Below are 26,261 nucleotides of genomic sequence, written 5' to 3'. Positions count from 1 at the left end.
GTAGCACATGCTGCGATTGTTTGGAGTGGCGTTATTCGCCCTGACGATGATTTGCGGCCCGACAGTACGGGCTGAGGAAACCGAATATGATCCGGCCAAGGTCAGCGACAGCCTGAGGGCCATCTTCCAGTTCGGCTCGGCCGCCACCAAGCAGAACCTGAACGCCAACACGGTGACGCTGATCACGGGCACGATCGGCGGCACCTACGTCCAGTTCGGCGCCGACCTCGCTTCCGTGCTCGACGACGGCAACAAGTTGCGCGTACTGCCGATCGTCGGGCGCGGCTCCGTGCAGAGCGTCGCCGATATCCTGTTCCTGCAGGGCGTCGATCTTGGCATCGTCCGCGCGGACACGCTGGACTATCTCGAAAGAAAGGGCTTTGCGAAGGACATCAAGAGGCAGTTCGCCTATGTGACCAAGCTCTATAACGAGGAGATGCATGTCGTCGCGCCGAAGACGATCAAGACCCTGAAGGATCTCGACGGCAGGATCGTCAGTGTCGACCTGCCCAATGGCGGCACCTTCGTCACCGCGCTGACAGTGTTCGAGCGGCTCGGGATGAAGGCGAAATTTCTCTACATCGAGCAGCGCATCGCAATGGAGAAATTGAAGGCCGGTGAAATCGACGCCGTGATCGTGACCGGCGGCAAGCCGTACAAATCCGTCAGCACATTCAACAATGACGGCCGCTTCCACCTCGTCACCGTCAACTATGACAAGCCGCTGCAGAACGACTATCTGCCGGCGACGCTCACCTCGAAGGATTATCCGAACCTGATTTCGGATCAGGAGCGCGTCGACACCATCGCCGTGCCTGCCGTGCTCGCGGCCTATAATTGGGCGCCGAACACCGAGCGCTCGCGCAAGCTGGCGCTGTTCGTGGACGCTTTCTTCACGAAATTCCCGGCCTTCCAGAATCCGCCGTTCCATCCGAAGTGGAAGGAGGTCTCGCTGGCTGCACCGCTGCCAGACTGGACCCGGCTGCCGTCGGCCAAGCAATGGCTGGAGAAGCACAGCGTGGAAGCGGTGACACGCAGTCGCTTCGATGAGTTCCTGAAGCAATCGCCGGGCGCAGCCAAGCTGCAGACGGACGCCGACAAGGAGGCGCTGTTCAAGCAGTTCCAGGCCTGGGAAGCGGAGAACAATGCCCGCGCGCAGGTGCGCACAGGCGAGAAGCGCTAGCTAGATCTCCTCGGCCGTCTCGATGCCGCGCTTCAGCGCGGCACGGGCGGCTTCGCGGTGCTCCGGCGTGATGTGGCTTGCGACCATGCGGATCGCGGTCGCCAGGATCGCAGCATCATCGGTGAAGCCGAGAACCGGCATCACGTCCGGCACGAAGTCGAACGGCAGGACGAAATAGGCGATGGCGCCAAGCAGCGCCGCCTGCACATGGCGCGGCGTCTCTTTGTCGAAGGCGCAATAATAGGCCGCCAGTAGATCTTCGGCGAAAGGCAGTTTCGCCGCCACCCGCTTCAACTTGATCCAGAAACGCCGTCGCACGCTCTCGCGGTCCTGCGCCAGCCCATCGGCCGGCTCGAAAGCGACAGTGTGTTCGGATGATGTCATCGGAAGAAGCTCCCTCGGACCACAGCCGCCAAACGGTCCCGCGACCCCTGACGCAAAAGGTGGGGACCTCCCGCCTGCCCTGCAAGATCATCCAAGGAGAAGTCGCCTCTCTCAGCCAGCCTGCTTGGCGATCGCCTCCATCGCCCTGGCCAATTCGATGTCGCGCGCCGTGACGCCGCCGGCGTCATGGGTTGCGAGCACCACATCGACCGTCTTGTAGACGTTCCTCCATTCCGGGTGATGGTCGCGCTTCTCCGCGATCAGCGCGACGCGCGTCATGAAGCCGAAGGCCTCGTTGAAATCCCTGAACGTGAAAGTCTTGGCGATCGCCTCACGTCCCGGCACCTCGGACCAGCCGGATAGTTCCTTCAGCGCCGATTTCCGCGCTTCCGCCGATAACCGTCCTGCCATGGCAAATCTCCACTTCACTCGTTCACACCCTAACACCGGCAGCCACCAGCGGGATCCATGCTCACGACGCGGCCGCAAAGCGCGTCCTATCGCCGCTGGTAACCATGACGGGATTGTAACCTAGCTGCTGCCGGAATTTTGTTACAATGCAAAGGATAAACGCGTCGGCGGGATGACCCAGAACCTCAAACGGCTGTTTGCGCGATCGATGACCGAGCCTGACTTCGTCGCCGCTCCAGCTTCGCCTCCGCCGCGTTCGGCGCGGCGTCGGCTGAGTTTCGTGATGATTGCCGGCGCGCTTGCCATCATCGGCGCACTGGCCGCCGGCTATTACTTCGCGATGCGTCCGGTGAACTTGAAAATCGCGGTCGGGCCCGCCAACAGTGACGACCTCAAAGTAGTCCAGGCGCTCGCCCAAGCCTACAACCAGGGCAACAGCCAAATCCGGCTGCGTCTGATGCAGACGGACGGCGCGGTAGCGAGCGCCGAGGCGCTGGCCGGCGGCAAGGCCGACCTCGCCATTATCCGCGGCGATCTGGATGTCCCCAAGAATGCGCAGGCGGTGGCGACGCTGCGCAAGAATGTCGTGGCGATCTGGGTGCCGCCGCAGGGCAAAGGCAGGGGCAGGAAAGCAGCGCCAAAAATCACCAAGATCGCGCAGCTCGCCGGCCACCGCGTCGGTGTCGTCGGCCGCACGCCCGCCAACGTCAACCTCTTGAAGGTGATCCTGCAGCAATATGGCGTCGACCCCGCCAAGGTAGAGATCGTCCAGTTTCCCGCCAATGAGACGGCCGAGACCATCAAGGGCCAGAAGGCGGACGCCTATCTCGCCGCCGGACCCGTCAACAGCAAGATCACAACCGACGCGATCGCAGCTTCGACGCGCGGCACGCCGACCTTCCTCGCCATCGACGCGGCGGAAGCGATCGCGCAGAACCATCCCGCCTATGAAGCCTCGCAAATCCCCGCCGGCTCGCTCGGCGGCGTCGACCGCCCTGCGGACGAGGTCAAGACCATCAGCTTCTCGCACCATATCGTGGCGCGCAGGGGCATTTCCGAATCGACCATCGCCATCTTCACCCGACAGCTGTTCTCGATCCGGCAGTCGCTGAAGAACGATTTCCCGCCGGCCGCCAGGATCGAGACGCCGGACACCGACAAGGACGCCACGATTCCCGTGCACCCTGGCGCTGCGGCTTTCGTCGATGGCGACGAGAAGACCTTCCTCGACCGCTACAGCGATTACATCTGGTGGGGGCTGATGCTGGTCTCCGCAATGGGTTCGGCCGGCGCCTGGTTTGCCGGCTACCTGAAGAAGGACGAACGCAGCATCAACACGTCGCAGCGCGACCGGCTGCTCGACATGCTCGCTGCCGCGCGCCACAGCGATTCGATGGAAGAACTCGACCAGATGCAGGCCGAAGCCGACAACATCCTGCGCGAAGCGCTGACCTGTTTCGAGCACGGCGGAATCGAGCAGGGCACGCTGACCGCCTTCAACATCGCGCTCGAGCAATTCCACAATGCGGTCACCGACCGCAAGCTGCTGTTGATCAGCATGCCGCAAAACCTGCAGCGCGCCAGCGCGCAATTCCGGGCGGCAGGGACCGCTTAGCCAAGGCGGGACGCAATCGGGTTCGCTTCAGTTCCCTGTTTGCGGGGCACGCGACCTCTCCTCCGTCATTCCGGGATGCGCCGAAGGCGCAGGCCCGGAATCCATCGGGCCGCAAGCGACGTGGATGAATGGATTCGGGGCTCACGCTTCGCGTGCCCCGGAATGACGACCAGATGCAATTTCTCTGCGATCACGTGGAGATGCCGCCGTAATCGCTTCGTCATAGAATCCTTCTAGGTCTGTTGCGACATTTCGGCGCATCCGGCGCCGGACCGACGGAGGCTTGCCATGACGATCAGGATTTCCCGCCGAAAGTTCCTCTCTTCAGCCGCTGTCGGCGCCGGCGTCATCGCGATGCCCCACCTCTCCCGCGCCGCCGACCGGCCGGCCGTCACCCATGGCGTGCAGTCCGGCGACGTCGGAGTTGACGGCGGCGTGGTCTGGGCGCGCGCCGACCGGCCGTCGCAAATGATGGTCGAGGTCGCGACGACCGAATCCTTCAAGGACGCGCGCGCACTGCCGCCGATCGCGGCCCTGCCCGAAAGCGATTTCACCGCCAAGATGCTCCTGGAAAACCTGCCCGCGGGCCAGGACATCTTCTACCGCGTGCGCTTCCGCGACCTCGCCCATGTCAACGTCCTCGGCGAGCCCGTAACCGGCCGCTTCCGTACCGCGCCCGCCGACCGGCGCGATGTCAGCTTTGTCTGGGGCGGCGACGTCGCCGGCCAGGGCTGGGGCATCAATCCCGACGATGGCGGCATGTTCACCTTCGCCACCATGGCCAAATACAAGCCGGATTTCTTCCTGCATTCCGGCGACACCATCTATGCCGATGGCGTCATTCCGTCCGAGGTGAAACTCGCCGACGGCAAGCTCTGGAAGAACCTCACCATCCCGGAGAAGGCCAAGGTCGCCGAGACGCTCGACGAGTACCGCGCGGCGCACAAGTACAACCTGCTCGACGAGCATGTGCGCGGCTTCAATGCGGAGGTGCCGATCTTCGTGCAGTGGGACGACCACGAGGTCACCAACAACTGGTCGCTGTCGAAACAGCTTCCTGCCGCCTACAAGGAGCGCGACATCAACGTGCTGGCGGCGCGTGCGGCGCGCGCCTTCCACGAGATGTATCCGATGCGCGAAAGCATCGTCGAGCCGGGACGCGTCTATCGCACGCTCAGCTACGGACCGCATCTCGACGTATTCATGCTGGACGAGCGCAGCTATCGCGGACCCAACGGGCCAAACCAGCAGACCAGCTACGGTCCCGATGCTTATTTCCTTGGCCCGGACCAACTCGCCTGGCTGAAGCGCGGACTGCTCAACTCGCGCGCCACCTGGAAGGTGATCGCCTCCGACATGCCGCTCAGCCTCATCGTCTATGACGATGCGGCCAACAGCAAGGGCTCCGAAGCGTTCGCGCAAGGAGACGGCCCGGCGCGCGGCCGCGAGCTCGAGATCGCCGAGATCCTGCGTTTCATCAAGACCGCCGGGATCGTCAACACCGTGTGGCTGACCGCCGACGTGCACTACGCCGCCGCGCACTATTACAATCAGAACAAGGCGCAGTTCCAGGACTTCGACCCGTTCTGGGAATTCGTCTCCGGCCCGCTGCATGCCGGCACTTTCGGCCCCAACGAGCTCGACAACACGTTTGGACCCGAGGTGAAGTTCATCAAGGCGCCCGGAGCCGACAAGCAGAACCTGCCGCCATCGGCGGGCATGCAGTTCTTCGGCCACGTCAAGATCGACGGCGCGACCGGACAGATGACAGTAACCTTGCGCGACCGCGCCGACGTCGCGCTGTGGTCGACCACGCTCGACCCGAAGCCGGTGTAACATCGTAACGTAGTGACGTGACGTAGCCCGGATGGAGCGCAATCCGGGACGGTCTATCCGCGAACCCAGGACCCCGGATTGCGCTGCGCTTCATCCGGGCTACGAATCCGAAACCCTCATTCGCAGCGCTGCTTCCAGCGCTTCGGTCGAGCATGGCTTGACCAGGCGCGGCTTGCCGGCCAGCGCAGCGGGAAGCTGGACGTCAGCGCCATAGCCGGTGACGAAGAGATAGGGGATCCGTAGCGCGTCGAGCTCCTCGGCGAGCGCAAAGGTGTTCTCGCGGGCCAGCACGACATCCAGCAGCGCGAAGTCGGGCCGGCGATAGGCGATCATCTGAAGTGCTCGCGCGACGCTGGTCGCTGTCCGCACCGTCTTCACCCCGAAGCCGAGGATCGTGTCCTCGAAATCGATGGCGATGATCGGGTCGTCCTCGACGATCAACACGTCGGAAGGCATGCGGCTGAAGAGGGCCGGTATCATATGCGCGCCAGGTCCTGTTTTGAGGCATTGATCTGATGGTCCGGACATGAGCCGCCAGTCGGCACGCTGCCGGCGCCTCTGAAGCACACCGGCGGTTCCCGCATTGAAACCACCACACTGCGGTCCCGGCGTCTGTTCACTTGTGCACACAACAGGAGGAACGGGTTGACTATCGTCGCGGTTGGTGAGGGGGAGACCCGATGCTTCAACAACGCAGCCAACCGGACAGAGCCGACCGGCCCTTCAACAACCTGTTGCGCCGTCTGAGCGACGCCGATTATGGGCTGATCGCACCGCACCTCGCGCGCGCCGAGGCCAATGCCAACGACCTGCTTTACAGCCCCGGCGACGACGTCGAGACCGTGTATTTTCCCTGCGGGCCCGGCCTCGTCTCCTACCTCGTGACCAACGAGGACGGCCGGGACGTCGAGACCATTCTGGTCGGCCGCGAGGGTGCCGTCGGTGGCATCGTCAGCCAGGGATCTCTTCCCGCCTATACCCGCATCATCGTCAAATTCGGCGGGCCGTTCGCGCGGATGACGGTCGGCAGGCTGGAAGCGGCCAAGCTGAAATCGCCCTCGATCCGCAACGTCTTCGCGCGCTACGCCGATTGCATGCTGGCGCAGATCTTTCAGTCGACGGCCTGTAACGCGATCCACTCGATCGAGCAGCGCACCGCCAAATGGATCATCTCGGCGATGGAGCGCACCAATGGCGATGGCGCTGTGCCGCTCACGCATGAGCAGCTCGCCACCCTGCTGGGGGTGGGCCGTAGCTATGCCAGCCGCGTGATTCAGTCCTTCAAGGCCGAAGGCGTGCTGGAGACGCGCCGCGGCGCGATCCTGGTCCGCAACCACGACGTCTTGCGCCTCCGCTCCTGCCTGTGCAACGAGGCCGTCAAGGACCACTTTGAGGAGGTGCTCCGTGGGGTCTATCCGAGCAAGGAAGAGGAAGCCGGATAGGCATCATGAAATCAGGCTGAATTGCATCCCCGGCCACGGTGCGCCCCCTCTCCCGCTCGCGGGGAGGTGCCAAAGGGTTCCAAAAACGGCGGGTACCCGGCAAACAACGCATTGTTTTTTGGCGGTTTCTGACTATATTGCGCCGCAAACGCGCAAGCTTTGCCCGGTCCCTTTTGGCCGGGCTTGCTTTTTGAGGCGAGCCGCGCCCCGCGAGATTTCAAAGGCTTGAGTGTGATCCGGACCCGGAGGGGCCGTAGTTACCAAAGATCGATCCCGGCTTTCCGGCGAGATCGCTCAAGACCTGTGCACGACTGAAAAGCAGAGCCATGAATCTTCGTAACGTCGCCATCATCGCCCACGTCGACCACGGCAAGACCACCCTGGTGGACCGCCTGCTGCAGCAATCCGGTACGTTCCGCGAGAATCAGAAGGTCGCCGAACGCGCCATGGACTCCAATGATCTCGAGCGCGAGCGCGGGATCACCATCCTGGCCAAGGCCGCATCGGTGCAGTGGAAGGACATCCGCATCAACATCGTCGATACCCCCGGCCACGCCGATTTCGGCGGCGAGGTCGAGCGCATCCTCAACATGGTGGACGGTGCGCTGGTGCTGGTGGATGCCGCCGAAGGCCCGCTGCCGCAGACCAAGTTCGTGGTCTCCAAGGCGCTCAAGGTCGGCTTGAAGCCGATCGTCGTCATCAACAAGGTCGACCGCCCCGACGCGCGACCGACGGAAGTCATCAACGAAGTGTTCGATCTGTTCGCGGCGCTCGATGCCAGCGAGGAGCAGCTCGATTTCCCGATCCTGTACGGCTCGGCCAAGCAGGGCTGGATGGCGGAGAGCCCGGAAGGCCCAAAGGAAGCAGGCATGCAGCCGCTGTTCGATCTGATCGTGCGGCACGTCGCGCCGCCGAAGGTCGAGGAAGGCCCGTTCCGCATGATCGGCACCATCCTCGAGGCCAATCCCTATCTGGGGCGTATCATCACCGGCCGCATCACCTCCGGCATCGTCAAGCCGAACCAGGCTGTGAAGGTGCTAAATGCGGAAGGCAAGCTGGTCGAGCAGGGACGCGTGTCAAAGATCCTGGCGTTCCGCGGAATCGAGCGCACACCGCTCGATGAAGCTGAAGCCGGCGACATCGTCGCCATTGCCGGCCTCACCAAGGGCACCGTCGCCGATACGTTCTGCGATCCCACCGTCGAGACGCCGCTGCTCGCGCAGCCGATCGATCCGCCGACGGTGTCGATGTCCTTCATCGTCAACAACTCCCCACTCGCAGGCACCGAGGGCGACAAGGTGACGAGCCGCATGATCCGCGATCGCCTGATGCGCGAGGCTGAAGGCAATGTCGCGCTGCGCGTCATCGAAGCCGCCGATAAAGACTCGATGGAAGTCTCCGGCCGTGGCGAATTGCAGCTCGCGATCCTGATCGAGACCATGCGCCGCGAAGGTTTTGAGCTCTCGGTGTCGCGTCCGCGCGTCGTGTTCAAGAAGGACGAGGCCACGGGCCAGGCGCTGGAGCCGATCGAGGAAGTCGTGATCGACGTCGACGAGGAGCATTCCGGCGTCGTCGTGCAGAAGATGAGCGAGCGCAAGGCCGAGATGATCGAGATGCGCCCGTCCGGCGGCAACCGGCTCCGGCTCGTGTTCTACGCGCCGACCCGCGGCTTGATCGGGTATCAGGGTGAACTGCTCACCGACACCCGCGGCACCGCGATCATGAACCGCCTGTTCCACGGCTATGCGCCCTACAAGGGCGAGATCCAGGGCCGTCGCAATGGCGTCCTGATTTCCAACGATCAGGGCGAGGCCGTCGCCTATGCCATGTTCAAGCTGGAGGATCGCGGCCCAATGATGATCGAGCCGGGCTGGAAGGTCTACAAGGGCATGATCGTCGGCGAGCACACCCGCGACAACGATCTCGAGATCAATGTGCTGAAGGGCAAGCAGCTCACCAACATCCGCACCACCTCCAAGGACGAAGCGGTGCGCCTGACCCCGCCGATCCGGATGACCCTGGAAAAGGCGCTGGCCTATATCGAGGACGACGAGCTCGTCGAAGTGACGCCGAAGTCGATCCGGCTGCGCAAGAAGCACCTCGATCCAAACGACCGCAAGCGCGCCGAAAAGGCCAAGGAAGCGGTGGCTTAACCTCTCGCTCCACAAGGGAACCGTCATGGCCGGGCTTGTCCCGGCCATCCACGTCTTCGATACTGGGAACCAAGAGCTGGATGCCCGGGACATCTGCGCGAAGACGCGCTTCGCGCTTTTGCGCCGGCATGACGATGAAGTGGACGACCCGATGTCCCTCCCCTCCTCAGTCGACGTCGCCATCATCGGCGCTGGCGCAGCCGGCCTTGGCGCAGCCAATGCGCTGAAGGATTCCGGCCTGTCGGTGATAGTGCTGGAAGCGCGCGACCGCCTCGGCGGGCGGGCGCATACGGTGCAGGCCGCGCCCGATGTGGTGTTCGACGTCGGCTGCGGCTGGCTGCATTCGGCGGACAAGAACAGTTTCGTCGCCGTCGCCGAACAACTGAATTTCGAGATCAACAAGACCTTGCCGCCCTGGCGCGAGCGCGCCTATGGCAAGGCGTTCCCGCAAGCCGATCGCGACGATTTCATGCGTTCGCTCGATGAATTCTACGAGCGCGCTTGGAAGGCCGCGCAAAGGGGCGAGGACGCGCCCGCGAACCGTTATCTCGAGCCGGGTAATCGCTGGAATCCGATGATCGATGCGATCTCCACCTATGTGAACGGCTGCGAGCTCGACCAGGTCTCGATTCTTGACATGGAGGCTTATGAGGACACCAACATCAATTGGCGCGTGCGGCGCGGCTATGGCGCGCTGGTCGCCGCCTATGGTGCCTCATGTCCCGTCGCGCTCAATTGCAATGTCACGCTGATCGACCATTCCGGAAAACGCCTGCGCCTCGAAACGTCGCTGGGCACCCTTGCGGCCGACCATGTGATCGTGACCGTGCCGACCAATTTGATCGCGGATGAAGCGATCCGCTTCTCGCCCGCGCTGCCGTCAAAAGTCGACGCCGCGCGCGGACTGCCGCTCGGCGTCGACGATAAGGTGGTGCTGGCGCTCGCCGATGCGGAGGCATTTCCGAAGGAAGGCAATTTGCGCGGCGCCACCATGCGCACCGAAATGGGCACCTATCACATCCGTCCGTTCGGCCAGCCCTGCATCGAGGGCTTTTTCGGCGGCCGGTTCGCAAAAGAGCTGGAAGATGCCGGCGACGGCGCCTTTGCCGCGCACAGCATCGACGAAATCGCGGGCTTTCTCGGTAGCGACATCCGGCGCAAGCTGACGCCGCTTGCGGAATCCCGCTGGGCGCACGACCCCTTCGCCCGCGGCGCCTATTCGCACGCGCTCCCCGGCCATGCCGGCAAACGTGCCGTGCTGGCCGCGCCCGTCGATGGACGATTGTTCTTCGCGGGTGAAGCGACCTCGCCGAACTTCTTCTCCACCGCACATGGCGCGCGCGACTCCGGCGAGCGCGCGGCACAGGAAGTGCTGGCTTCAAAGGCGAAGCGCTAACCGCTTTCCAGTCATCGCGAGCAGCGTAGCCCGGGTGGAGCCAACGGGTCGCGTGAACGCGCGCCCGATGACAGGCTCCACGCAACACGGGACATCTCTATCCGCCTTGCGAGCGGCCCGGGGTTACGCTGGCGCTCCACCCGGGCTACGAGGCTGTGGTTATGGGTCGCTGCTTTCGCACGGACGACAGTCGTAGGATGGGTAGAGCGCAGCGAAACCCATCATTCAATCACCCGCGTCCGCATCTCAGCATCCGGCACAAAGCAAGTCTCGTATTTGCCGAAAATGCGATAGCGATTGCGTGCCACGAGATTGTAGACGGCGTCGCGCAGCGGCTTCGGCACCGCGAACAGTGCTCGGGTCCAGCGCCAGCCCGGCAGGTGGCTCAGCACCGTGAGCGCGGCGTCGGATTTGAAATAGGCGACACCGCCATGCACGACGGCGTTGGTGTCAGGATCAGCAGGATCGATGCCGAATGCCCGCGCCAGCCGCGTGCCATAGCCCGATTGGACTGGCGTGAAGCGGAAGCGGCGGTCCGCGTCGCGCGCGACGACGAAGCGGACCCAGCGCGAGCAGAAGATGCAGACGCCGTCATAGAGGATCACGTCATCGTCCGGCCAGAGTCGCATTCTGTTTCCAGTTGACGCATTCTTGCGCGACGACGAAGCGAGCGTCATGGTTTAGCCCGAGCGGCACGCCGCGCTCTCAGCGCGCGATCGATGTCTGCCGCGGCGAGCTTAACGCCATTCTCGCTTTCGGGCAGCCAATGGCCTTCGCCGCCATAGGCCGGCAGCACGTGAAAATCCACCCGCCCGCCGGCCTCGCGAAAGGCATCGGCGAGCTGCCGCGACAGCGCCGGCGAAAAATAACTGTCATTGGCGGCAACGAACCATGTCACCGGCACTTTCGCCCCTCGGCCGAACTCGGCCGCCGAAGCGAGCAGGGTGTGCGGCGCGCAAACCTGGTCCGGAAAATCATTGGCGCGGCCGCCGCGCCCCGGCGCGAAGGCGATGATCGCCAAGATGCCATTTGGGCTCTCGGCGGCAAGCGCCAGCGCACCCCAGCCGCCGGCGGAATGGCCGATGACGACAGCGTGATCCTTCCGGATGAAAGGCTGATCGCTGAGGTAATCGAGTGCGAGCCTGATCTGCCCGGCGGTAGCCCGAGCCGCGCGTGAATAATTCGCCTCGTCGCAGCCGCCCTGGTCTTCCAGGTATGTTCCGCCTGTTGCGCCATGGCCGAGCCGCTCCGGCACCAGCACGGCAAAACCGCGTGCGACCATCGAGCCGGCCAGCGCGCGGTATTCGGGCTGGGGCATCTGTGCCCGACGCAGCACGTTCTGCGTCGTGGCATGTGCGATCAAGACAGGCGGAAATGGCCCTGCGCCCGGTGGGCGAAACAGCAAGGCGCGCGCCGGCCGCGCGGGGTCGGGCGACGGCACCAGCCATTGCTGCCGCCGGCTCGGCTCGCCCTCCCCGCCCTGCGCCCCTAGGACGGGTTGCGCCAGAGCTGCTTCGGAGCCGAGCGCCGCGGCAACAAGCAGCGCGAAAATCACTTTAAGTGAATGCATTCTTGGCCTGACGCGACCATGCTGGGGAAACCGGATTCGCCGAAAGACGGTCTCGCGAATCAACCCGGCGCAGTTTTTCACGACACGCTTGCTGACCATATGTCACCGGCGTGACGCCGGCCTGCCCCGCATCACGAACTGGCCGATTGAAGTTCGCACTGTCCTCTTTCGGTACAAGTCGTTCGAAAACTGATGCAAAAAATCCACAGGTTAACCGATAATTAACGATAGAGCTTGAAGGCGGCGCGCCGACTTGCTTTGATTGGATCATGAGCACAACCCTGATAGAGGTCCGGCCGGCCAAGGTTGCGGATGCAGCCGCGGTGGCGGCTACGCATGACGAAGCCTGGCGTTCAGCCTATCAGGGCATCATCCCCGGCGCCGAACTGGAAAAGCTGATCAACCGGCGCGGTCCGCACTGGTGGGACAGCGCGATTCGCAAGGGCAGCCGCGTCAGCGTGCTGGTGTTCGGGGACAAGATCGCAGGCTACGCCAATTACGGTCGTAACCGCGCCCGCAGCCTGCACTTCGAAGGCGAGATCTACGAGCTCTATCTGCGGCCGGAATTCCAGGGCCTCGGCTTCGGCCGCCGCCTGTTCAACGCCGCCCGCCGCGACCTCGCGCAGAGCGGGCTGAAGAGCATGGTGGTCTGGGCGCTGTCGGATAACGACCCGGCCACGGAGTTTTATCGCGCGCTCGGCGGCCGCATGGTGGCGCGCTCCTCCGAAAGGTTCGGGCCGAAATCGCTCGACAAGGTCGCTTTTGCCTGGACCAACTGAGGCTGCGAGCGTCTCCGGGACGGCGCTACGGGCGCGCGTCAACCAATAGCCCAAAAATCCATCATTTTTCCTCGAAAGTTAGATGGATGGGCGGGCCCAGCCCGCGTATGACAGCAGCAATCACTGGTCCTGCCCGGCGCACCCGCGTTGGCAATCACGGAGTTCTCTATGCGTATTGATGCGGTATCGATCGGAGTGAATCCGCCGCATGACGTCAACGTCATCATCGAAGTGCCGGTCGGCGGCGAGCCGATCAAATATGAAATGGACAAGGAAGCCGGCACGCTAGTGGTCGACCGTTTCCTCTATACGCCGATGCGCTATCCCGGCAATTACGGCTTCATCCCGCACACACTGTCCGACGACGGCGACCCCTGCGACGTCCTGATCGTCAACACCCGCGCCATCGTGCCCGGCGCGGTGATGAGCGTGCGCCCGGTCGGCGTGCTCCTGATGGAAGACGAAGCCGGCGGTGACGAAAAGATCCTCGCGGTCCCCTCCTCGAAGCTCACCCAGCGCTACGACAAGGTGAAGAACTACAGCGACCTTCCCCAGATCACGCTGGACCAGATCCAGCATTTCTTCGAGCACTACAAGGATCTCGAAAAGAACAAGTGGGTGAAGGTGCTGCACTGGGGCGATGCCGAAGAAGCGCGCAGGCTGATCACCGAAGGGATCGCACGGGCGAAGAAGTAACACCTGATCCCGAACGCGCGGTGTGGCGCCTCCGGGGCATGGGAATGTCGAGGGGGAACGATTGCGCCGGCTCATCAAGATCATCGGCAAGGCCGTGCTGCTCCTGGTTGCAGCGGCGCTCGTCCTTGCCGGTGTGCTCGCCTTCAATGTCTTCAGCCGCGGCTCGCGGCAGCTCCAGGTCGCGGCCATCCCGCGCGCGGCCGTTGATGCGGAAACCGCCGCCTCCCGGCTGGCCGAGGCAATCCGCTTCAGGACCATCTCGAGCTTCGAAAAGCCCGAACAGCATGCCCCGGCGTTGCGCGGCATGCAGGCCCATATCGAGAAAAGCTTCCCGGCGTTTCATGCCGCCGCCAAGCGCGAGGTCATCGCCGGCCTGAGCCTGCTCTATACCTGGGAAGGCAGCGACCCGCGGGCACAGCCGATCGCCCTGCTCGCGCATCAGGACGTGGTGCCGGTCGCGCCGGGCACCGACAAGGACTGGCAGCAGCCGCCCTATGACGGCGTGATCGCCGACGGATTCATCTGGGGCCGCGGCTCCTGGGACGACAAGGGTAACCTCTATGCGATGCTGGAGGCCGCCGAGGCGCTCGCAAAAGCCGGCTTTCAGCCGAAGCGGACGATCTATTTCGCCTTCGGCCACGATGAGGAGGTCGCGGGCACGCGCGGCGCCAAGGCGATCGCCGCGACGCTCGCCTCGCGCGGGATCAAGCTCGACTTCGTGCTCGACGAAGGCCTGTTGATCACCGACGGCATCATGAAGGGGCTTACCAGGCAAGCTGCCCTGATCGGCGTCGCCGAAAAAGGCTATGCCACGCTGGTGCTGTCGGCGCAGGCGACGCCCGGCCACTCCTCAATGCCGCCGCGCGAGACCGCGATCGGCATGATGAGCGCGGCGCTGGTCAAGCTTGAGGATCACCGCCTGCCGATGCAAATCCGCGCCACGGTGTCGGAGATGTTCGACACGCTGGCGCCCGAGATGAACGGCGTCAACCGCGTGATCCTGTCGAATCTCTGGCTGTTCAAGCCGCTGCTGTTGCGCGAGTTCGAGAAGACCGGACCGACAGAAGCGATGGTCCGCACCACCACCGCGCTCACCATCTTCAATGCCGGCGACAAGGACAATGTGCTGCCCGGCCGCGCCGAGGCCACCGTCAACTTCCGGCTGCTTCCCGGCGACACCCAGGCAAGCGTGACTGATCACGTCAGCTCCACCGTCGGCAACGATCGCATCTCGATCAAGCCGTTTCCCGGCAATACCGATCCGCCACCGGTGACCGGCACGGCCAGCGTGTCCTACCGGACGCTCAACCGCACCATCCGCGAGATCTATCCTGATGTCATCGTCGCGCCCGGCCTGATGATCGCCGCAACCGATTCGCGGCACTATGCCGGGATCGCCGACAACATCTTCCGTTTCTCCCCGGTGCGCGCCAACAGCGACGACCTGAAGCGCTTCCACGGCACCAATGAGCGCCTCAGCATCGAGGGCTACGCCGACATGATCCGGTTCTATCGGCGATTCATCGAGAACAGCGCGGGGTGACCACCACCGTCATTCCGGGGCGCGCGGAGCGCGAGCTATGATGTGCAATTGCACATCAGAGAATCGATCGAGCCGCATGCGCTGGCGGAGAAATGGATTCCGGGCTCGCGCTGCGCGCGCCCCGGAATGACGGCATTTACCTAAACCCCCGGCGCTGGCAGGCCGGCGATCGCGCAAGCGGCGCGGAGCGTATTCACCAACAGGCAGGCCACCGTCATCTGCCCGACGCCGCCCGGCACCGGCGTAATCGCGCCGGCGACGCTCAGCGCCTCCTGATAGGCGACATCGCCGACCAGACGCGGCTTGCCGCCCTCTACGGGGATGCGGTTGATGCCGACGTCGATCACGGTCGCGCCCGGCTTGATCCAGTCGCCGCGCACCATCTCGGGCCTGCCGACCGCCGCATAGAGCAGGTCGGCGCTAGCGGCGAGCTTCGGCAGGTCGCGCGAGCGCGAATGCGCGATCGTCACCGTCGCATTTTCGTTCAACAGCAACTGCACCAGCGGCCGGCCGACCAGGTTGGAGCGGCCAATCACCAGCGCATTCATGCCGTCGAGCGAGGGATGCACGCTCTTGGTCAGGATGATGCAGCCGAGCGGCGTGCAGGGCGACAGCGCGGCGAAGCCGCCAGCCAGCCGCCCGGCATTGTTCGGATGCAGGCCATCGACATCCTTGGCCGGATCGATGGCATTGATGATGGTTTCGGTGTGAATGGATTTCGGCAGCGGCAGTTGCACCAGGATGCCGTGCACCGCCGGGTCGCGGTTGAGCTTGCCGATCAGCGCCAGCAGATCGGCCTGTGCGACATCGGCCGGCAGCTTGTGCTCGAACGAGGCCATGCCGGCGGCCTGGGTCTGCGTGTGCTTGCTGCGGACATAGACTTCGCTCGCGGGATCGTTGCCGACCAGGACCACAGCCAGCCCCGGCACCAGCCCGTGTTCGCGCTTGACGCGGGCAACCTCCTCCGCGACGCGTGCGCGGAGGTCGGCTGCAATGGCTTTTCCGTCGATGATGTGAGCCGTCATCTCAATCCTTCGCGTTGGGTGCAGTCAGTTGGCGCAAGGTGTCACCGAGCTGCCGTGGATCGCCTTCGATCGCCACCTGTTTGAGCCGCGAGGTGGCGCCCGAGAGGATCTTCACCCGCCCCTTGGGCACGCCCAGCGCCTTGGCAAGCAGGCCCATTACCGCCCGATTGGCCTCGCCGCCGTCGGCAATGGCGCGGACCCGGACCTTCAGCACATTACGGCCGTCGGACAGCGTCTCGATCCCATCGATGTCGTCGCGGCCGCCGCGGGGCGTCACGCGGAGTGCGACGCTGATGCCACCGGTGGAATAGCGCCAAGGGAGATCTGCCAAGGATCGGTCACCGGCCGAAGGGCGCTCAGATCACGTTGGGATAGACGTAGTACATGATCACCCGCTCGATGAACATGATGAGCAGAATGACGATGATCGGCGAGATATCGAGCCCGCCCAGATTAGGCATGATCTTCCGGATCGGCGCCAGCACAGGTTCCGTGATCCGGTACAGGAACTCGGCCACCGCTGATACGAACTGGTTGCGCGTGTTCACGACATTGAACGCGACCAGCCATGACAGGATCGCAGCGGCGATCAGGAGCCAGACATAGAGGTCAAGGACAATGATGACGATGTCGAGGATGGCGCGCATGTGGTGGGGGCTCGCGGGTGGGACAACGAGCTAAATATCGGTTCGCCCCTGCACAAACAAGGGAACTTCCGGATCAACGTGGCCAAAAACCGGGCGTTTACTGTTCTTGACTTGGGCTTGGGCGGGACGGTAAATGGCGCCGATTGCCGGCCGCACTGCTCAGCACGGACCGGTCTGGACGGGGCCATAGCTCAGCTGGGAGAGCGCATCGTTCGCAATGATGAGGTCGGCGGTTCGATCCCGCCTGGCTCCACCACGCTTCGCCCTTCGGGCTACGCGTGGCGCAGCCGCGCAGAGCCCGAGGGGTGAAGCGTGGTGCCCGGCATAGCCCGAAGGGCGACGACGGGCTTTTTCTCCACAAGCTAACCTGCCAACCAATACCGCGTTCGCGCCGTTACCCCACGCCCCCCTACTCCGCCGCCTCCGACATCACCGCCATCGGCTCGCGCGCCAGCCAGTCGTCGATGAAATGCTTCAGCCACGCCCGTTCGACCGCGTCGTAGACGGCGCGGTCGGCGAAATGCTGATGGCGTGGGCGGGCGCCGGGCGAATCCAGGCGGTCGCCGCCGCGCGTGGTCCAGCAATGCATCATCGCGTAGGTGACATCAGGATGGAACTGCAAGCCGAAGGCGTGTCCGTATCTGAACGCCTGCACCGGAAAGTCGCCGCCCTCGGCAAGAAGCTCGGCGCCGTCAGGCAATTCGAATCCCTCGCGGTGCCAGTGGTAGACCTGCTGCGGCCAATAGGGGCAAAGCGCGCGGCCTGCTTCGGTCGGGCGGATCGGATAATAGCCGATCTCGGCGCGGCCTTCCGGATGCGGCGCGACGCTGGCGCCGAGCTGCCTGGCGAGCATCTGAGCCCCCAAGCAAATGCCGAGAAACGGCCGTTGCTCGCGCAGCGGAATCTCGATCCAGTCGATCTCCCCCCGCACAAAATCATCGCCATCATTGGCGCTCATCGGGCCGCCGAAGATGATGGCGCCCGCGTGCTCGTCCAGCGTTGCGGGAAGCGCATCGCCAAACCGCGGGCGGCGGATATCCAGGGGATGGCCGAGCGCACGCAAGGCGTTGCCGACGCGGCCGGGCTTGGAAGTCTCCTGGTGCAGGACGATCAGGACCGGCAGCAGGGAGTCAGGCCCGGTTGGGGTGACGGCCGCGCGCCTTCCGCCGGGGAAAGGCAGCACGGCATTGGCTGTTTCAGACCGTGACGACATCGACCTCAAGCGGCATGCAGCAAGCTGGCAGCATGCCTAAGCGATTCTTAATTTCGGGTGAGTTCACGCCAACTCATCGAAAATTTTAAAGCAAATCGCGGGCCAGATTGGAGCCCTTTGGTTTGCGTCAGCGCCGACGTAGCTGGAAACCGCCGACCGCCGTCAGGATGAATGACCGCGGGAAAAATCGGAGCAGCAGTGGCACCACCTTGATGAAGAGGCCGGGCAGCACCGCGCGCTTGTTCGCCATCAAGCCACCATAGGCCTGCCGCGCGACCTCCGCCGCCGAGACGTTGAGGATCGCGGAATCAAATCCCGGTGCGAAGCCGGCGCGGGCCTGGAATTCCGTCGGCACCGGCCCCGGACAGACCAGGGTGACACGAACGCCGTGCGGCTCGAGCTCCTTGCGCAGCGCCTCCGTGAACGACAGCACATAGGCCTTGGAAGCGTAATAGACCGCCATGCCCGGCCCCGGCAGGAAGCCCGCGATCGAACCGACATTGAGGATGCCGCCGCGATGGCGGATCAGCGAATCGGCAAATCGCAGCGACAGATCGGTCAGCGCGCGGATGTTGACGTTGATGATGTTGAGCTGGTCGGCCCGGTCGCGCTTGTTCGCGTAGCCGAACACGCCGAAGCCGGCATTGTTGACGACATATTCGACCTCGACGCCGGCCTCGGCCAGCGCGGCGGCGATCTTGTCGCCGGCATCTGGCTGCTCGAGGTCGCACGGAATCACGATCGGCGCTGCACCACCCTTGCCAGCGATTTCACTGGCGAGCGCCGTGAGGCGATCGGCGCGGCGCGCCACCAACGCCACACGATGACCGTTGGATGCGAAAACACGCGCCAGCTCGGCGCCTATACCCGCCGATGCACCGGTAATCAGCGTCACACACTCGGTCACGATCGAATGCTCTTAATGAATCACAGGGCCCGTTACGAACGGCCGAACGAGAGCATAGGCTTGTGGTCCGGCGCAAGCCACCCGCGGGCATATCCGCATGCAGCGCTGGCCGCCTTCGCGATCGGAATGCATCATTTTGAGGCTTAGCGCGCAAACCGGCCGGTTGCGCGATGTACATTAAAGTTTCGTCATCTGCACGGCGGGAAGCGAACAGCCCGCGAACGCAGTGTCAGATTGCCGCGTCGGCAACACCCCAGGGCCCCCGGGGCAGGCTCGCCTGCTTTTCGCCTACGCGGCGCTTGAGATCGATGCGATCACGCGAGGACACACCCAGGAGATCCGCCGCTCGCCACACCACGTTGTCCTCGAACTCGCTGACCTGGCCATCGGCAAAAACCAACTCCCACATCATCTCGACGATGCGCAGGCGCCCCTCTTCGTTGACCTGCCGCATGATGACGCTCGTGAAATGGTAGAGATCGACCGCTTCGCCTTCGATCCGAGTTGCGGACGCGATCAATTTGTCCGCGGTGCCACGATCGAGTCCAAAGCGGCTTTCGATCAGGCTGTGCAGTTTGCGCTTCTCGTTCGCGCTCGGCTCGCCGTCGATCGAGACGACGTGGACGAGCAGCGCAGTGGCGGCAAGACGATAATCATTGTCATCGAATGCCCGATCCGCCTGCGCGTCGGGCGACACAATATCGGCAATGAACTGGCGAAGTCCGTCAAGCATCAACGCCTCTATCGATCGACAGGGTACGGGACCTATATGGCGTGGAAACCCGACCCGCGCAATCGCGCCGGTTCTGCGGCCTGCATTACGTTTAGGCAATCTGGGCGTCGATGAGGCCCATTTCGCCGTCATTGCGAGCGGAGCGAAGCAATCCATGCCTCCGCAAGTGGTGAGATGGATTGCTTCGCTTCGCTCGCAATGATGGTTGAGGCCAGCGGATCACGGTATCTCGTACACCACCATCTTGTCGGCGATACCACGCAGTGCCGCTTCCTTCTGGATCGGCCGGATCTCCGCATTCCTCAGAATGGAGAGCACTTCCGGCGAATCGATCACCGGCGCAGTGATATGAATTTCCTGCTGGGTCGACAGGCTCTGAACACGCGCGGCGATGTTGACGGTCTGGCCGAAATAATCCTGCCGCTCGTTCAGCATCACCGCGAGGCAAGGACCTTCGTGAATCCCGATCTTGACGATCAGGTCCTCTTTGCCGCGCTCGTCGTTGAGCTTCTTCATCGCTGCGCGCATGCGTAGGCCGGCGGCGAGCGCATGTTCAGGCTTGATGAAGGTCGCCATGACGGCATCGCCAATGGTCTTCACCACGGCGCCGTGCTCGGACGCGATGATCTCGAGTAGCGCATGGAAATGCGCACGCACGAGATCGAAAGCGGCGAGGTCGCCGACCCGCTCATAAAGCGCGGTCGAGCCCTTGAGATCCGTGAACAAAAAAGTCAGCGAGGTGATCTTCAATCGCTGGTCGACGTTGAGGTTGTCGGCCTTGAAGACGTCGCGGAAGGTCTGATTGCTCAGCATCCGCTTCGCCGTGAGGATCGGCTTGCGCCTGCCCAGCATCTGGTGCAGCGCGTCGCCGGCAACCCAGACCGATGGCAGCACGCGGACGCCGGCCTGGTTTTCCAGCGAAAGTCGCAATGGCCCTGGCCGCAGCACCGTCGTGCCGGTCGGCGCCTGCAGCTTGTTGTAGACGACTGAAAGCTGCTGGCGATCGGTGGTCGGCTCGCCCTGAATGTCAAGGAAGTGGGCCGAATGCGTCACCGGCTCAAACACGATGACGTACTGGCTGGGCAAGTTCAGCGACAGGATCGCCTTCTCGCCGGCGGGCAGTTCCAGCGCTTCGAGCGTCGCTTCGTTGATCAGGCGCGAAAACGATTCGTCGTTGATGTCGACACCCGAACTCCAGAACATCTGCCGCACATAGTCCCAGAGCGGCAGCGTGTTGGGATCGTGCGCGCCGATGCGGCGGACTCGCGGGCTGACGGTGAAGGCGACCTCGACCATTTCGTCGACCGAAGCCTCGTAGCCGGCGGCGCAGAGCGCACAATTGTAATCGTCGTGACGCAGCGATTTGAGCGTCGAGTGCGCATCGAGCACCCCGCCGCAGCCGGGACAGAGCACGTTCCAGCTCATGTCGAACAGGCCGAGCCGTGACGAGTGGAGGAAACCGGAAATGACCTTTTCCTCGTCGAGCCCGGTACGCCCGGCGAAGTCCAAAGCGTTGATGCGGTTGAGATCGCGATCATCACCATCGGCGATCAGCCGCGCGATTTCGTCGACGACGGCCGGATCGGCCGTTTGTTTCAACACAGCAAATTGGGCCTGGGTATCGCTCATGGCGCAACCTTAGATGAGATGACCCGCGCCGAAACGCAAGGTCTGGCTATCTCGGCTTGATCGTGAACATCGGCGACCGGTCAGGCTGGGTCGTCACCACCCCGACCGGCATCACCGGCTGCCTGTCGACCAGCGAGATACGGAAGGCGCCGATCAGCTTCGCCAGCGCCAGCGTCGCCTCGACAAGCGCGAAATGCGCGCCCATGCAGACCCGTGCGCCGACACCGAACGGCAGATAGGCAAAGCGATCGGGCGGCGTGCCGGTCATGAAACGCGACGGCACGAATGCCGCCGGATCGTGCCAGAGCTTCTCATGCCGGTGCAGCAGCCATGGCGCGATCATCACCACGTCATGCTTCTTCACGGGCATGCCAGCGATCGTATCCGCCCCCGCTGCGGCGCGCGCGATCAGGAAGGCCGGCGGATAGAGCCGCATGGTCTCGTCGATGACGGCGCGGGTGAATTTCAACCGCTCGATCTCGAGTCCACCGCTTGCGGCGACCGCCTTCACCTCGGCGGCAAGCTCCTCCTGCGTCGGCGGATCGAGCGAAAGCAGATAGAGCGCCCAGAACAGCGCGGTCGCGGTCGTCTCATGGCCGGCCAGGATCATGGTCGCGATCTCGTCGCCGAGCTGTACTTCGGTGAAGGCTTGGCCGGTCTCGGGGTCGCGCGCCGTAACCATCAGATCGAACAGATCGCGCGGCGGCGCATCGCTGGTCTTGCCGGCGGCGCGGCGCTCCGCCATCAGCATGGCAACGAACGCGGTCCAGCGCTTGCGGAAGCGGGCGCGCGCAAAATCCTGCGGGCTCGGCCAGCTCAAAGGCAGCAGCATGTCGAGGAAGCGCGGCCGCGCCAATCGCTCGCCATATTCCATGACGAAATCGCGCAAGATGCCGCCATGGCGATCCATGCCGAACGAGAACATGGTGCGGCCGGCGATCTCGAGCGTCATCCGCTGCATCGTCTCGCGAAGGTCCACCGGACCATGGCTCGCGGCCCTGAGCTTTGCGATGGTCTCGTCGGTCACGGCCACCATGTGCGGCACCAGCGTCGTGATCGCGCGCGGCGTGAAGGCCGGTGCGAGCGTGCGGCGCTGATGTTTCCAGGCACGGCCCTCGGCGATCAGAAGACCTTCGCCAAGCATCGGGCGCAACACCCGGAAGGCGGCCGGCGTGCGCGTATAAGTCTCGTAATTGTCGACCAGCACATGCCTGATCGCATCGGGCGTGTTGAGGATGAAGCTGCTGCGGCCGAAGAAGCGGCCGCGGACGATCTCCTCCTCATAGGCGCGCTGGCTCCAGCTTGCGATCGGGCTGCGGCTGATCAGCGTCATGCGCCTGAAGGCGGACAAATCGTCGGGCGCCCGTGGCGGAGCCGGCGGCACCAGCCGGTTTCGCGCAAGCGGCAGCTCGTAGACTTCGGCCATGCTCATGGTGCTCGCTCCAGTCTCGATCCACCCAGTCTACGCTCTCCATCCGGGGGTGATGAAGACGTAAAACAGCGTTCTCGGGGAGAGTTCGCCGAACACGCGCATTTGTTACCTCGCCGACCGCTCCTCGCTCCCAAGCCGTGTTTTTGCGGAACGGAAATGACAGCATGACGACTGGACAATGCGGGCGTTTGACGGGCATCACTCGGCGGCCGGAATCAGCCAGCCAACCAACAGAGGACCACGGAACCACCATGACAGCATCGCCGCGACGCCCGAGCCCTGCCTCCGACGGCATCTTGGCGCCGCTTCGGCATTCAGTGTTCCGGCGCATCTGGCTGGCGAGCCTGCTCTCGAACCTCGGGATCCTGATCCAGGGGGTCGGCGCCGCCTGGGCGATGACGCAGATGACATCTGCGGCCGACAAGGTGGCGCTGGTGCAGACCGCCCTAATGCTGCCGGTCATGCTGATCTCGATGCCGGCCGGCGCCATCGCCGACATGCACGACCGCCGGGTCGTGGCGATGGTGTCGCTTCTGATCGCGCTGGTCGGCGCCACGGTTCTGACCGCGCTGGCCTGGCTCGACCTGGTGACGCCGAATATCCTGCTCGCGCTCTGTTTCATCGTCGGCAGCGGCATGGCGCTGTTCGGACCGGCCTGGCAGTCCTCGGTCAACGAGCAGGTGCCGCCCGAAACACTGCCCGCCGCGGTGGCGCTGAACGGCATCAGCTACAACATCGCCCGCAGTTTCGGGCCGGCGATCGGCGGCATCGTGGTCGCAGCCGCGGGCGCGGTAGCGGCCTTTGCGCTCAACGCCCTGTTCTATCTGCCGCTCCTGATCGTGCTGTTCCTCTGGGACCGCGTCAGCGAGCCGTCGCGGCTGCCGCGCGAGCGGCTCAACCGCGCCATCGTCTCGGGCATGCGCTACATCAATCATTCGCCGTCGATCAAGATCGTGCTGACGCGCACGCTGGTCACCGGCATCATCGGCGGCTCGGTCTCCGCGCTGATGCCGCTGGTGGCGCGCGACCTCTTGCATGGCGGCGCCCAGACCTACGGCATCATGCTCGGCGCCTTCGGCATGGGCGCGGTGCTCGGCGCCCTCAATATCGGGGAGGTGCGCAAGCGGATGAGCGGCGAGGCGGCGGTGCGCGTCTGCGCGATCTCGATGGCGGGCGCGATCGCCGCGGTTGCGATCAGCAAGCTGGCGGTGGTGACCGCCGCGGCGCTGGTGCTGGCCGGCGCGGTCTGGATGATGGCGATCGCGCTGTTCAATATCGGCGTGCAGCTCTCGGCGCCGCGCTGGGTCGCCGGCCGCTCGCTGGCGGCGTTTCAGGCCGCGATCGCCGGTGGAATCGCGATCGGTAGCTGGGGCTGGGGCCGGCTCACCGATGCCGCCGGCGTCGAGCTCGCGCTCCTGGTCTCCGCCGCCTTGATGCTGCTGTCGCCACTGCTGGGACTATGGCTCAGGATGCCACCGGTCGGCGCCCGCAATGAGGACGCCACCGAGATGCTCGCGGATCCCGAGGTCCGCATGCCGCTCACGCCGCGCAGCGGGCCGCTGGTGGTCGAGATCGAGTACCGCGTCGCACAAGAGAGCGCGCGCGCCTTCCACAACGTGATGCTGGAGGTGCAGCTCAGCCGGCAGCGCAACGGCGCCTATGGCTGGTCGATCGCGCGCGACATCGCCGATCCCGAATTGTGGACCGAGCGCTATCACTGCCCGACCTGGCTCGATTACCTGCGCCAGCGCAACCGCGCCACCCAGTCCGAGCGCGAATTGCATCTGAAGGCGATCGCCTTCCATCTCGGTCCCGAACCGATCCGGGTGCGCCGCATGCTGGAGCGCCCGTTCGGCTCGGTGCGCTGGAAGGACGAGACGCCCGACCCCGGAGCCACCGAAGTATTGCCCGTCGTCGCGACGGCGGCCGGCAGCAGCACCTGACCCCTTGCCGTCATTTCGGGGCGCGTCGAAGACGCGAACCCCGGAATGACAGGAGCCGTTACTGCCCGTGCGCGGTCAGCGTCTGCTGGCAGGCCCTGGTGAGGCGACCGCGGTGCTCTTTCAGGCAGGCCAGCACAGCATCATCGCCCTTGTCGAGATACGCCCGGCAGAACCGCGACGCGTCGCGTGTGCAAGCTTCCCGCCCCTGCTGCTGCTGCGCCGAGGCCGCGGACGCCACCAGAAGCAGCGGAATGACGAACAGCAATCTGGTCATTTCTCCAGCCTTCATATTGGCAATAGGCAGGACAACGGGGTGCTATATTGTTCACGCACCTCGAAGAAAGGTTCAAACGACGGCACCCGCGACTCGGTTCCGGCCGAACGGACGAGCCTGCAAAGACGCTGTGCTGCATCGCCGCAAGCGTCTGTGATGACCATCACGCAGAACAACGGCCTAATTTTCTTCGGCAAAGGCAAGCGCGTTGGGATCGCGTTAAGACCTCGTTGGCACTAATGGATCGTTACGAGCGAGCCCCGAGTTTCCCAAGAGAGTAGCGATGCGTAATCCGATAGGCCTGATGCTGGCCGTTGTTGTTGCGGCGGTCGTGATCGCCGGAGTGTGGTTCTGGACTGCCGCGCCGCGGGCCGATGCGGCGCCGCCGCAAACCGTCGCCGCCCGGCCGGCGGATTCGCTGCCGCCAGCCGCCGCGAAATCGGCCGCCAAGGACGATGTCGAGACCACCGCCACGGTGTCGAAACAGGCGGCTGCCGCGCCGGCGCCCGCCCCTGCTCCCGCGCCGGCCCCGATGCAGGCGAAATCGACCTGCACCAATCCCGATGCGCTCGGCGTCAGCCGCACGGTCGTCATCGACACCACCGGCGGCCCGGGCTTCGGCTTCCTGCAGTACAAGCAGTTCGACTTCCTGACCGACAAGGAGGTCGTGCTGACCTTCGACGACGGCCCGTGGCCGACCACGCCGGCGGTGCTGAAGGCGCTCGCGGACGAATGCACCAAGGGGCTGTTCTTCCCGATCGGCCTGCATACCACCTATCACCCGGAGATCCTGAAACAGGTCGCCGCCGCCGGCCACACCATCGGCTCGCACACCTGGTCACACGCGCATCTCGACAGCAAGAAGCTGACTGAGCAGCAGGCCAAGGATGAGATCGAGAAGGGATTCAGCGCCGTGAAGATGGCGCTCGGGGCCGCGCCCTCGCCGTTCTTCCGCTTCCCCGCGCTCGCCCATACCCAGGCGACGCTCGGCTATCTCGGCTCCCGGAACATCGCGATGTTCTCCGTCGACGTCGATTCCCTGGACTTCAAGTCCAGCTCGCCTGACCAGGTGATCCAGACCGTCATGACCAAGCTGGACAAGCAGGGCAAAGGCATCATCCTGATGCACGACCTGCAGAAGCACACCGCGCAAGCCCTGCCGACGCTGCTGCGTCGCCTGAAGGCCGGCGGCTACAAGGTGGTCCAGATGAAGGCGAAGGAGCAGCTGGAAACCCTGCCCGAATACGACGCCCTCATGGTCAAGGACATGAAGGTCCCGGCCGTGAGCGCGCGTCCGCTCTCAAGCGTGGTGCAGACGGTGTCGCAGCAGTAGCCGATCGAATAGCGTATCGTCGTCATGGCCGGGCTCGTCCCGGCCATCCACGTTTTTGGGGACGGCTTAAGTTCGAAAGGGCTCGCGCGCGCCAGACGCTTACCGCTGAGTTCGTCG

At 64.3% G+C, this 26,261-nt stretch carries 25 protein-coding genes and 1 tRNA gene; 12 read left to right on the top strand and 14 right to left on the bottom strand.

Annotated elements, in window-relative coordinates; translation table 11 throughout:
* Positions 1 to 7: 7 nt before the first annotated feature.
* Positions 8 to 1,183, top strand: coding sequence for a TAXI family TRAP transporter solute-binding subunit (locus ACZIRK_RS12455; RefSeq protein ID WP_028165177.1), 1,176 nt, complete (start codon positions 8 to 10; stop codon positions 1,181 to 1,183).
* On the opposite strand, the gene ACZIRK_RS12450 is transcribed toward ACZIRK_RS12455, so the two are convergent.
* Together ACZIRK_RS12450 and ACZIRK_RS12445 are read right to left on the bottom strand one after the other, a co-directional pair.
* Entirely contained in the window at positions 1,184 to 1,567 is a 384-nt protein-coding gene (locus ACZIRK_RS12450; RefSeq protein WP_130227339.1) for a YkvA family protein, read from the bottom strand.
* A 111-nt stretch (positions 1,568 to 1,678) separates the two neighbouring features.
* The gene (locus tag ACZIRK_RS12445; RefSeq protein ID WP_208823086.1) at positions 1,679 to 1,978 is read right to left on the bottom strand and encodes a 4a-hydroxytetrahydrobiopterin dehydratase; all 300 of its coding nucleotides are present in this window, start codon (positions 1,976 to 1,978) and stop codon (positions 1,679 to 1,681) included.
* 172 nt (positions 1,979 to 2,150) lie between these two features.
* Between ACZIRK_RS12445 and ACZIRK_RS12440 the strand changes: the two genes are divergently transcribed.
* Both ACZIRK_RS12440 and ACZIRK_RS12435 read left to right on the top strand, forming a co-directional pair.
* Positions 2,151 to 3,593: a TAXI family TRAP transporter solute-binding subunit gene (locus tag ACZIRK_RS12440; RefSeq protein WP_165435319.1), complete on the top strand. Its 1,443-nt coding sequence runs from the start codon at positions 2,151 to 2,153 to the stop codon at positions 3,591 to 3,593.
* A gap of 288 nt (positions 3,594 to 3,881) precedes the next feature.
* Entirely contained in the window at positions 3,882 to 5,429 is a 1,548-nt protein-coding gene (locus ACZIRK_RS12435) for an alkaline phosphatase D family protein (protein WP_463327393.1), read from the top strand.
* A gap of 99 nt (positions 5,430 to 5,528) precedes the next feature.
* Here the strand turns inward: ACZIRK_RS12435 and ACZIRK_RS12430 are convergent, their stop codons facing one another.
* Entirely contained in the window at positions 5,529 to 5,909 is a 381-nt protein-coding gene (locus tag ACZIRK_RS12430; RefSeq protein ID WP_130227342.1) for a response regulator, read from the bottom strand.
* Between the two features lie 200 nt (positions 5,910 to 6,109).
* Between ACZIRK_RS12430 and ACZIRK_RS12425 the strand changes: the two genes are divergently transcribed.
* The 3 genes from ACZIRK_RS12425 to ACZIRK_RS12415 all read left to right on the top strand — a co-directional run bounded on the left by ACZIRK_RS12425 (position 6,110) and on the right by ACZIRK_RS12415 (position 10,420).
* Complete coding sequence (locus tag ACZIRK_RS12425; protein ID WP_130227343.1) at positions 6,110 to 6,871, top strand: Crp/Fnr family transcriptional regulator; 762 nt, start codon at positions 6,110 to 6,112, stop codon at positions 6,869 to 6,871.
* Between the two features lie 326 nt (positions 6,872 to 7,197).
* Positions 7,198 to 9,024 carry a translational GTPase TypA gene (gene typA, locus ACZIRK_RS12420; RefSeq protein ID WP_028165184.1) on the top strand — a complete coding sequence of 609 codons (1,827 nt, stop codon included), beginning with the start codon at positions 7,198 to 7,200 and terminating at the stop codon, positions 9,022 to 9,024.
* A 151-nt stretch (positions 9,025 to 9,175) separates the two neighbouring features.
* Positions 9,176 to 10,420 carry a flavin monoamine oxidase family protein gene (locus ACZIRK_RS12415; RefSeq protein ID WP_130227356.1) on the top strand — a complete coding sequence of 415 codons (1,245 nt, stop codon included), beginning with the start codon at positions 9,176 to 9,178 and terminating at the stop codon, positions 10,418 to 10,420.
* A 221-nt stretch (positions 10,421 to 10,641) separates the two neighbouring features.
* Here ACZIRK_RS12415 and ACZIRK_RS12410 read toward each other — a convergent pair whose 3' ends face one another.
* Both ACZIRK_RS12410 and ACZIRK_RS12405 read right to left on the bottom strand, forming a co-directional pair.
* Entirely contained in the window at positions 10,642 to 11,049 is a 408-nt protein-coding gene (locus tag ACZIRK_RS12410; RefSeq protein WP_130227344.1) for a thiol-disulfide oxidoreductase DCC family protein, read from the bottom strand.
* Positions 11,050 to 11,093: 44 nt separating this feature from the next.
* The gene (locus ACZIRK_RS12405) at positions 11,094 to 11,990 is read right to left on the bottom strand and encodes a dienelactone hydrolase family protein (RefSeq protein ID WP_130227345.1); all 897 of its coding nucleotides are present in this window, start codon (positions 11,988 to 11,990) and stop codon (positions 11,094 to 11,096) included.
* 269 nt (positions 11,991 to 12,259) lie between these two features.
* On the opposite strand from ACZIRK_RS12405, the gene ACZIRK_RS12400 reads away from it, so the two are divergent.
* The 3 genes from ACZIRK_RS12400 (at position 12,260) to ACZIRK_RS12390 (ending at position 15,008) form a co-directional block, all read left to right on the top strand.
* Positions 12,260 to 12,769: a GNAT family N-acetyltransferase gene (locus tag ACZIRK_RS12400; RefSeq protein ID WP_028165189.1), complete on the top strand. Its 510-nt coding sequence runs from the start codon at positions 12,260 to 12,262 to the stop codon at positions 12,767 to 12,769.
* 168 nt (positions 12,770 to 12,937) lie between these two features.
* On the top strand, positions 12,938 to 13,465 hold the full coding sequence (gene ppa, locus ACZIRK_RS12395) for an inorganic diphosphatase (protein WP_130227346.1): 528 nt from the start codon (positions 12,938 to 12,940) through the stop codon (positions 13,463 to 13,465).
* Positions 13,466 to 13,526: 61 nt separating this feature from the next.
* Complete coding sequence (locus tag ACZIRK_RS12390; protein WP_130227347.1) at positions 13,527 to 15,008, top strand: M20 family peptidase; 1,482 nt, start codon at positions 13,527 to 13,529, stop codon at positions 15,006 to 15,008.
* A gap of 140 nt (positions 15,009 to 15,148) precedes the next feature.
* Here the strand turns inward: ACZIRK_RS12390 and ACZIRK_RS12385 are convergent, their stop codons facing one another.
* The 3 genes from ACZIRK_RS12385 to ACZIRK_RS12375 are packed head-to-tail and all read right to left on the bottom strand — an operon-like array spanning position 15,149 to position 16,680.
* The gene (locus tag ACZIRK_RS12385) at positions 15,149 to 16,033 is read right to left on the bottom strand and encodes a bifunctional methylenetetrahydrofolate dehydrogenase/methenyltetrahydrofolate cyclohydrolase (protein WP_130227348.1); all 885 of its coding nucleotides are present in this window, start codon (positions 16,031 to 16,033) and stop codon (positions 15,149 to 15,151) included.
* 1 nt (position 16,034) lies between these two features.
* Positions 16,035 to 16,364, bottom strand: coding sequence for a DUF167 domain-containing protein (locus ACZIRK_RS12380; RefSeq protein WP_130227349.1), 330 nt, complete (start codon positions 16,362 to 16,364; stop codon positions 16,035 to 16,037).
* Between the two features lie 25 nt (positions 16,365 to 16,389).
* Positions 16,390 to 16,680 carry a YggT family protein gene (locus ACZIRK_RS12375; RefSeq protein WP_028165194.1) on the bottom strand — a complete coding sequence of 97 codons (291 nt, stop codon included), beginning with the start codon at positions 16,678 to 16,680 and terminating at the stop codon, positions 16,390 to 16,392.
* A gap of 180 nt (positions 16,681 to 16,860) precedes the next feature.
* Here ACZIRK_RS12375 and ACZIRK_RS12370 point away from each other — a divergent pair.
* Positions 16,861 to 16,936: transfer RNA gene (locus ACZIRK_RS12370), tRNA-Ala, on the top strand.
* A gap of 153 nt (positions 16,937 to 17,089) precedes the next feature.
* On the opposite strand, the gene ACZIRK_RS12365 is transcribed toward ACZIRK_RS12370, so the two are convergent.
* The 5 genes from ACZIRK_RS12365 to ACZIRK_RS12345 form a co-directional block, all read right to left on the bottom strand.
* Positions 17,090 to 17,893, bottom strand: coding sequence for a glutamine amidotransferase (locus tag ACZIRK_RS12365; protein WP_130227350.1), 804 nt, complete (start codon positions 17,891 to 17,893; stop codon positions 17,090 to 17,092).
* Positions 17,894 to 18,020: 127 nt separating this feature from the next.
* On the bottom strand, positions 18,021 to 18,800 hold the full coding sequence (locus ACZIRK_RS12360; protein WP_130227351.1) for an SDR family NAD(P)-dependent oxidoreductase: 780 nt from the start codon (positions 18,798 to 18,800) through the stop codon (positions 18,021 to 18,023).
* Between the two features lie 229 nt (positions 18,801 to 19,029).
* On the bottom strand, positions 19,030 to 19,533 hold the full coding sequence (locus tag ACZIRK_RS12355) for a tellurite resistance TerB family protein (protein ID WP_028165197.1): 504 nt from the start codon (positions 19,531 to 19,533) through the stop codon (positions 19,030 to 19,032).
* Positions 19,534 to 19,752: 219 nt separating this feature from the next.
* Positions 19,753 to 21,162, bottom strand: coding sequence for an adenylate/guanylate cyclase domain-containing protein (locus ACZIRK_RS12350; RefSeq protein ID WP_130227352.1), 1,410 nt, complete (start codon positions 21,160 to 21,162; stop codon positions 19,753 to 19,755).
* 46 nt (positions 21,163 to 21,208) lie between these two features.
* A complete protein-coding gene (locus ACZIRK_RS12345) occupies positions 21,209 to 22,594 on the bottom strand; it encodes a cytochrome P450 (RefSeq protein ID WP_463327392.1) in 1,386 nt (461 codons plus the stop codon).
* Between the two features lie 251 nt (positions 22,595 to 22,845).
* On the opposite strand from ACZIRK_RS12345, the gene ACZIRK_RS12340 reads away from it, so the two are divergent.
* Complete coding sequence (locus ACZIRK_RS12340; RefSeq protein ID WP_130227353.1) at positions 22,846 to 24,537, top strand: MFS transporter; 1,692 nt, start codon at positions 22,846 to 22,848, stop codon at positions 24,535 to 24,537.
* A gap of 58 nt (positions 24,538 to 24,595) precedes the next feature.
* Here the strand turns inward: ACZIRK_RS12340 and ACZIRK_RS12335 are convergent, their stop codons facing one another.
* The gene (locus tag ACZIRK_RS12335; protein WP_130227354.1) at positions 24,596 to 24,811 is read right to left on the bottom strand and encodes a hypothetical protein; all 216 of its coding nucleotides are present in this window, start codon (positions 24,809 to 24,811) and stop codon (positions 24,596 to 24,598) included.
* A 283-nt stretch (positions 24,812 to 25,094) separates the two neighbouring features.
* Between ACZIRK_RS12335 and ACZIRK_RS12330 the strand changes: the two genes are divergently transcribed.
* Positions 25,095 to 26,144 carry a polysaccharide deacetylase family protein gene (locus ACZIRK_RS12330; protein WP_463327391.1) on the top strand — a complete coding sequence of 350 codons (1,050 nt, stop codon included), beginning with the start codon at positions 25,095 to 25,097 and terminating at the stop codon, positions 26,142 to 26,144.
* Positions 26,145 to 26,261: the final 117 nt, after the last annotated feature.

This window comes from Bradyrhizobium sp. Leo114 (genome assembly GCF_055229415.2).
This window is presented reverse-complemented; position numbering and strand designations above follow the sequence as displayed.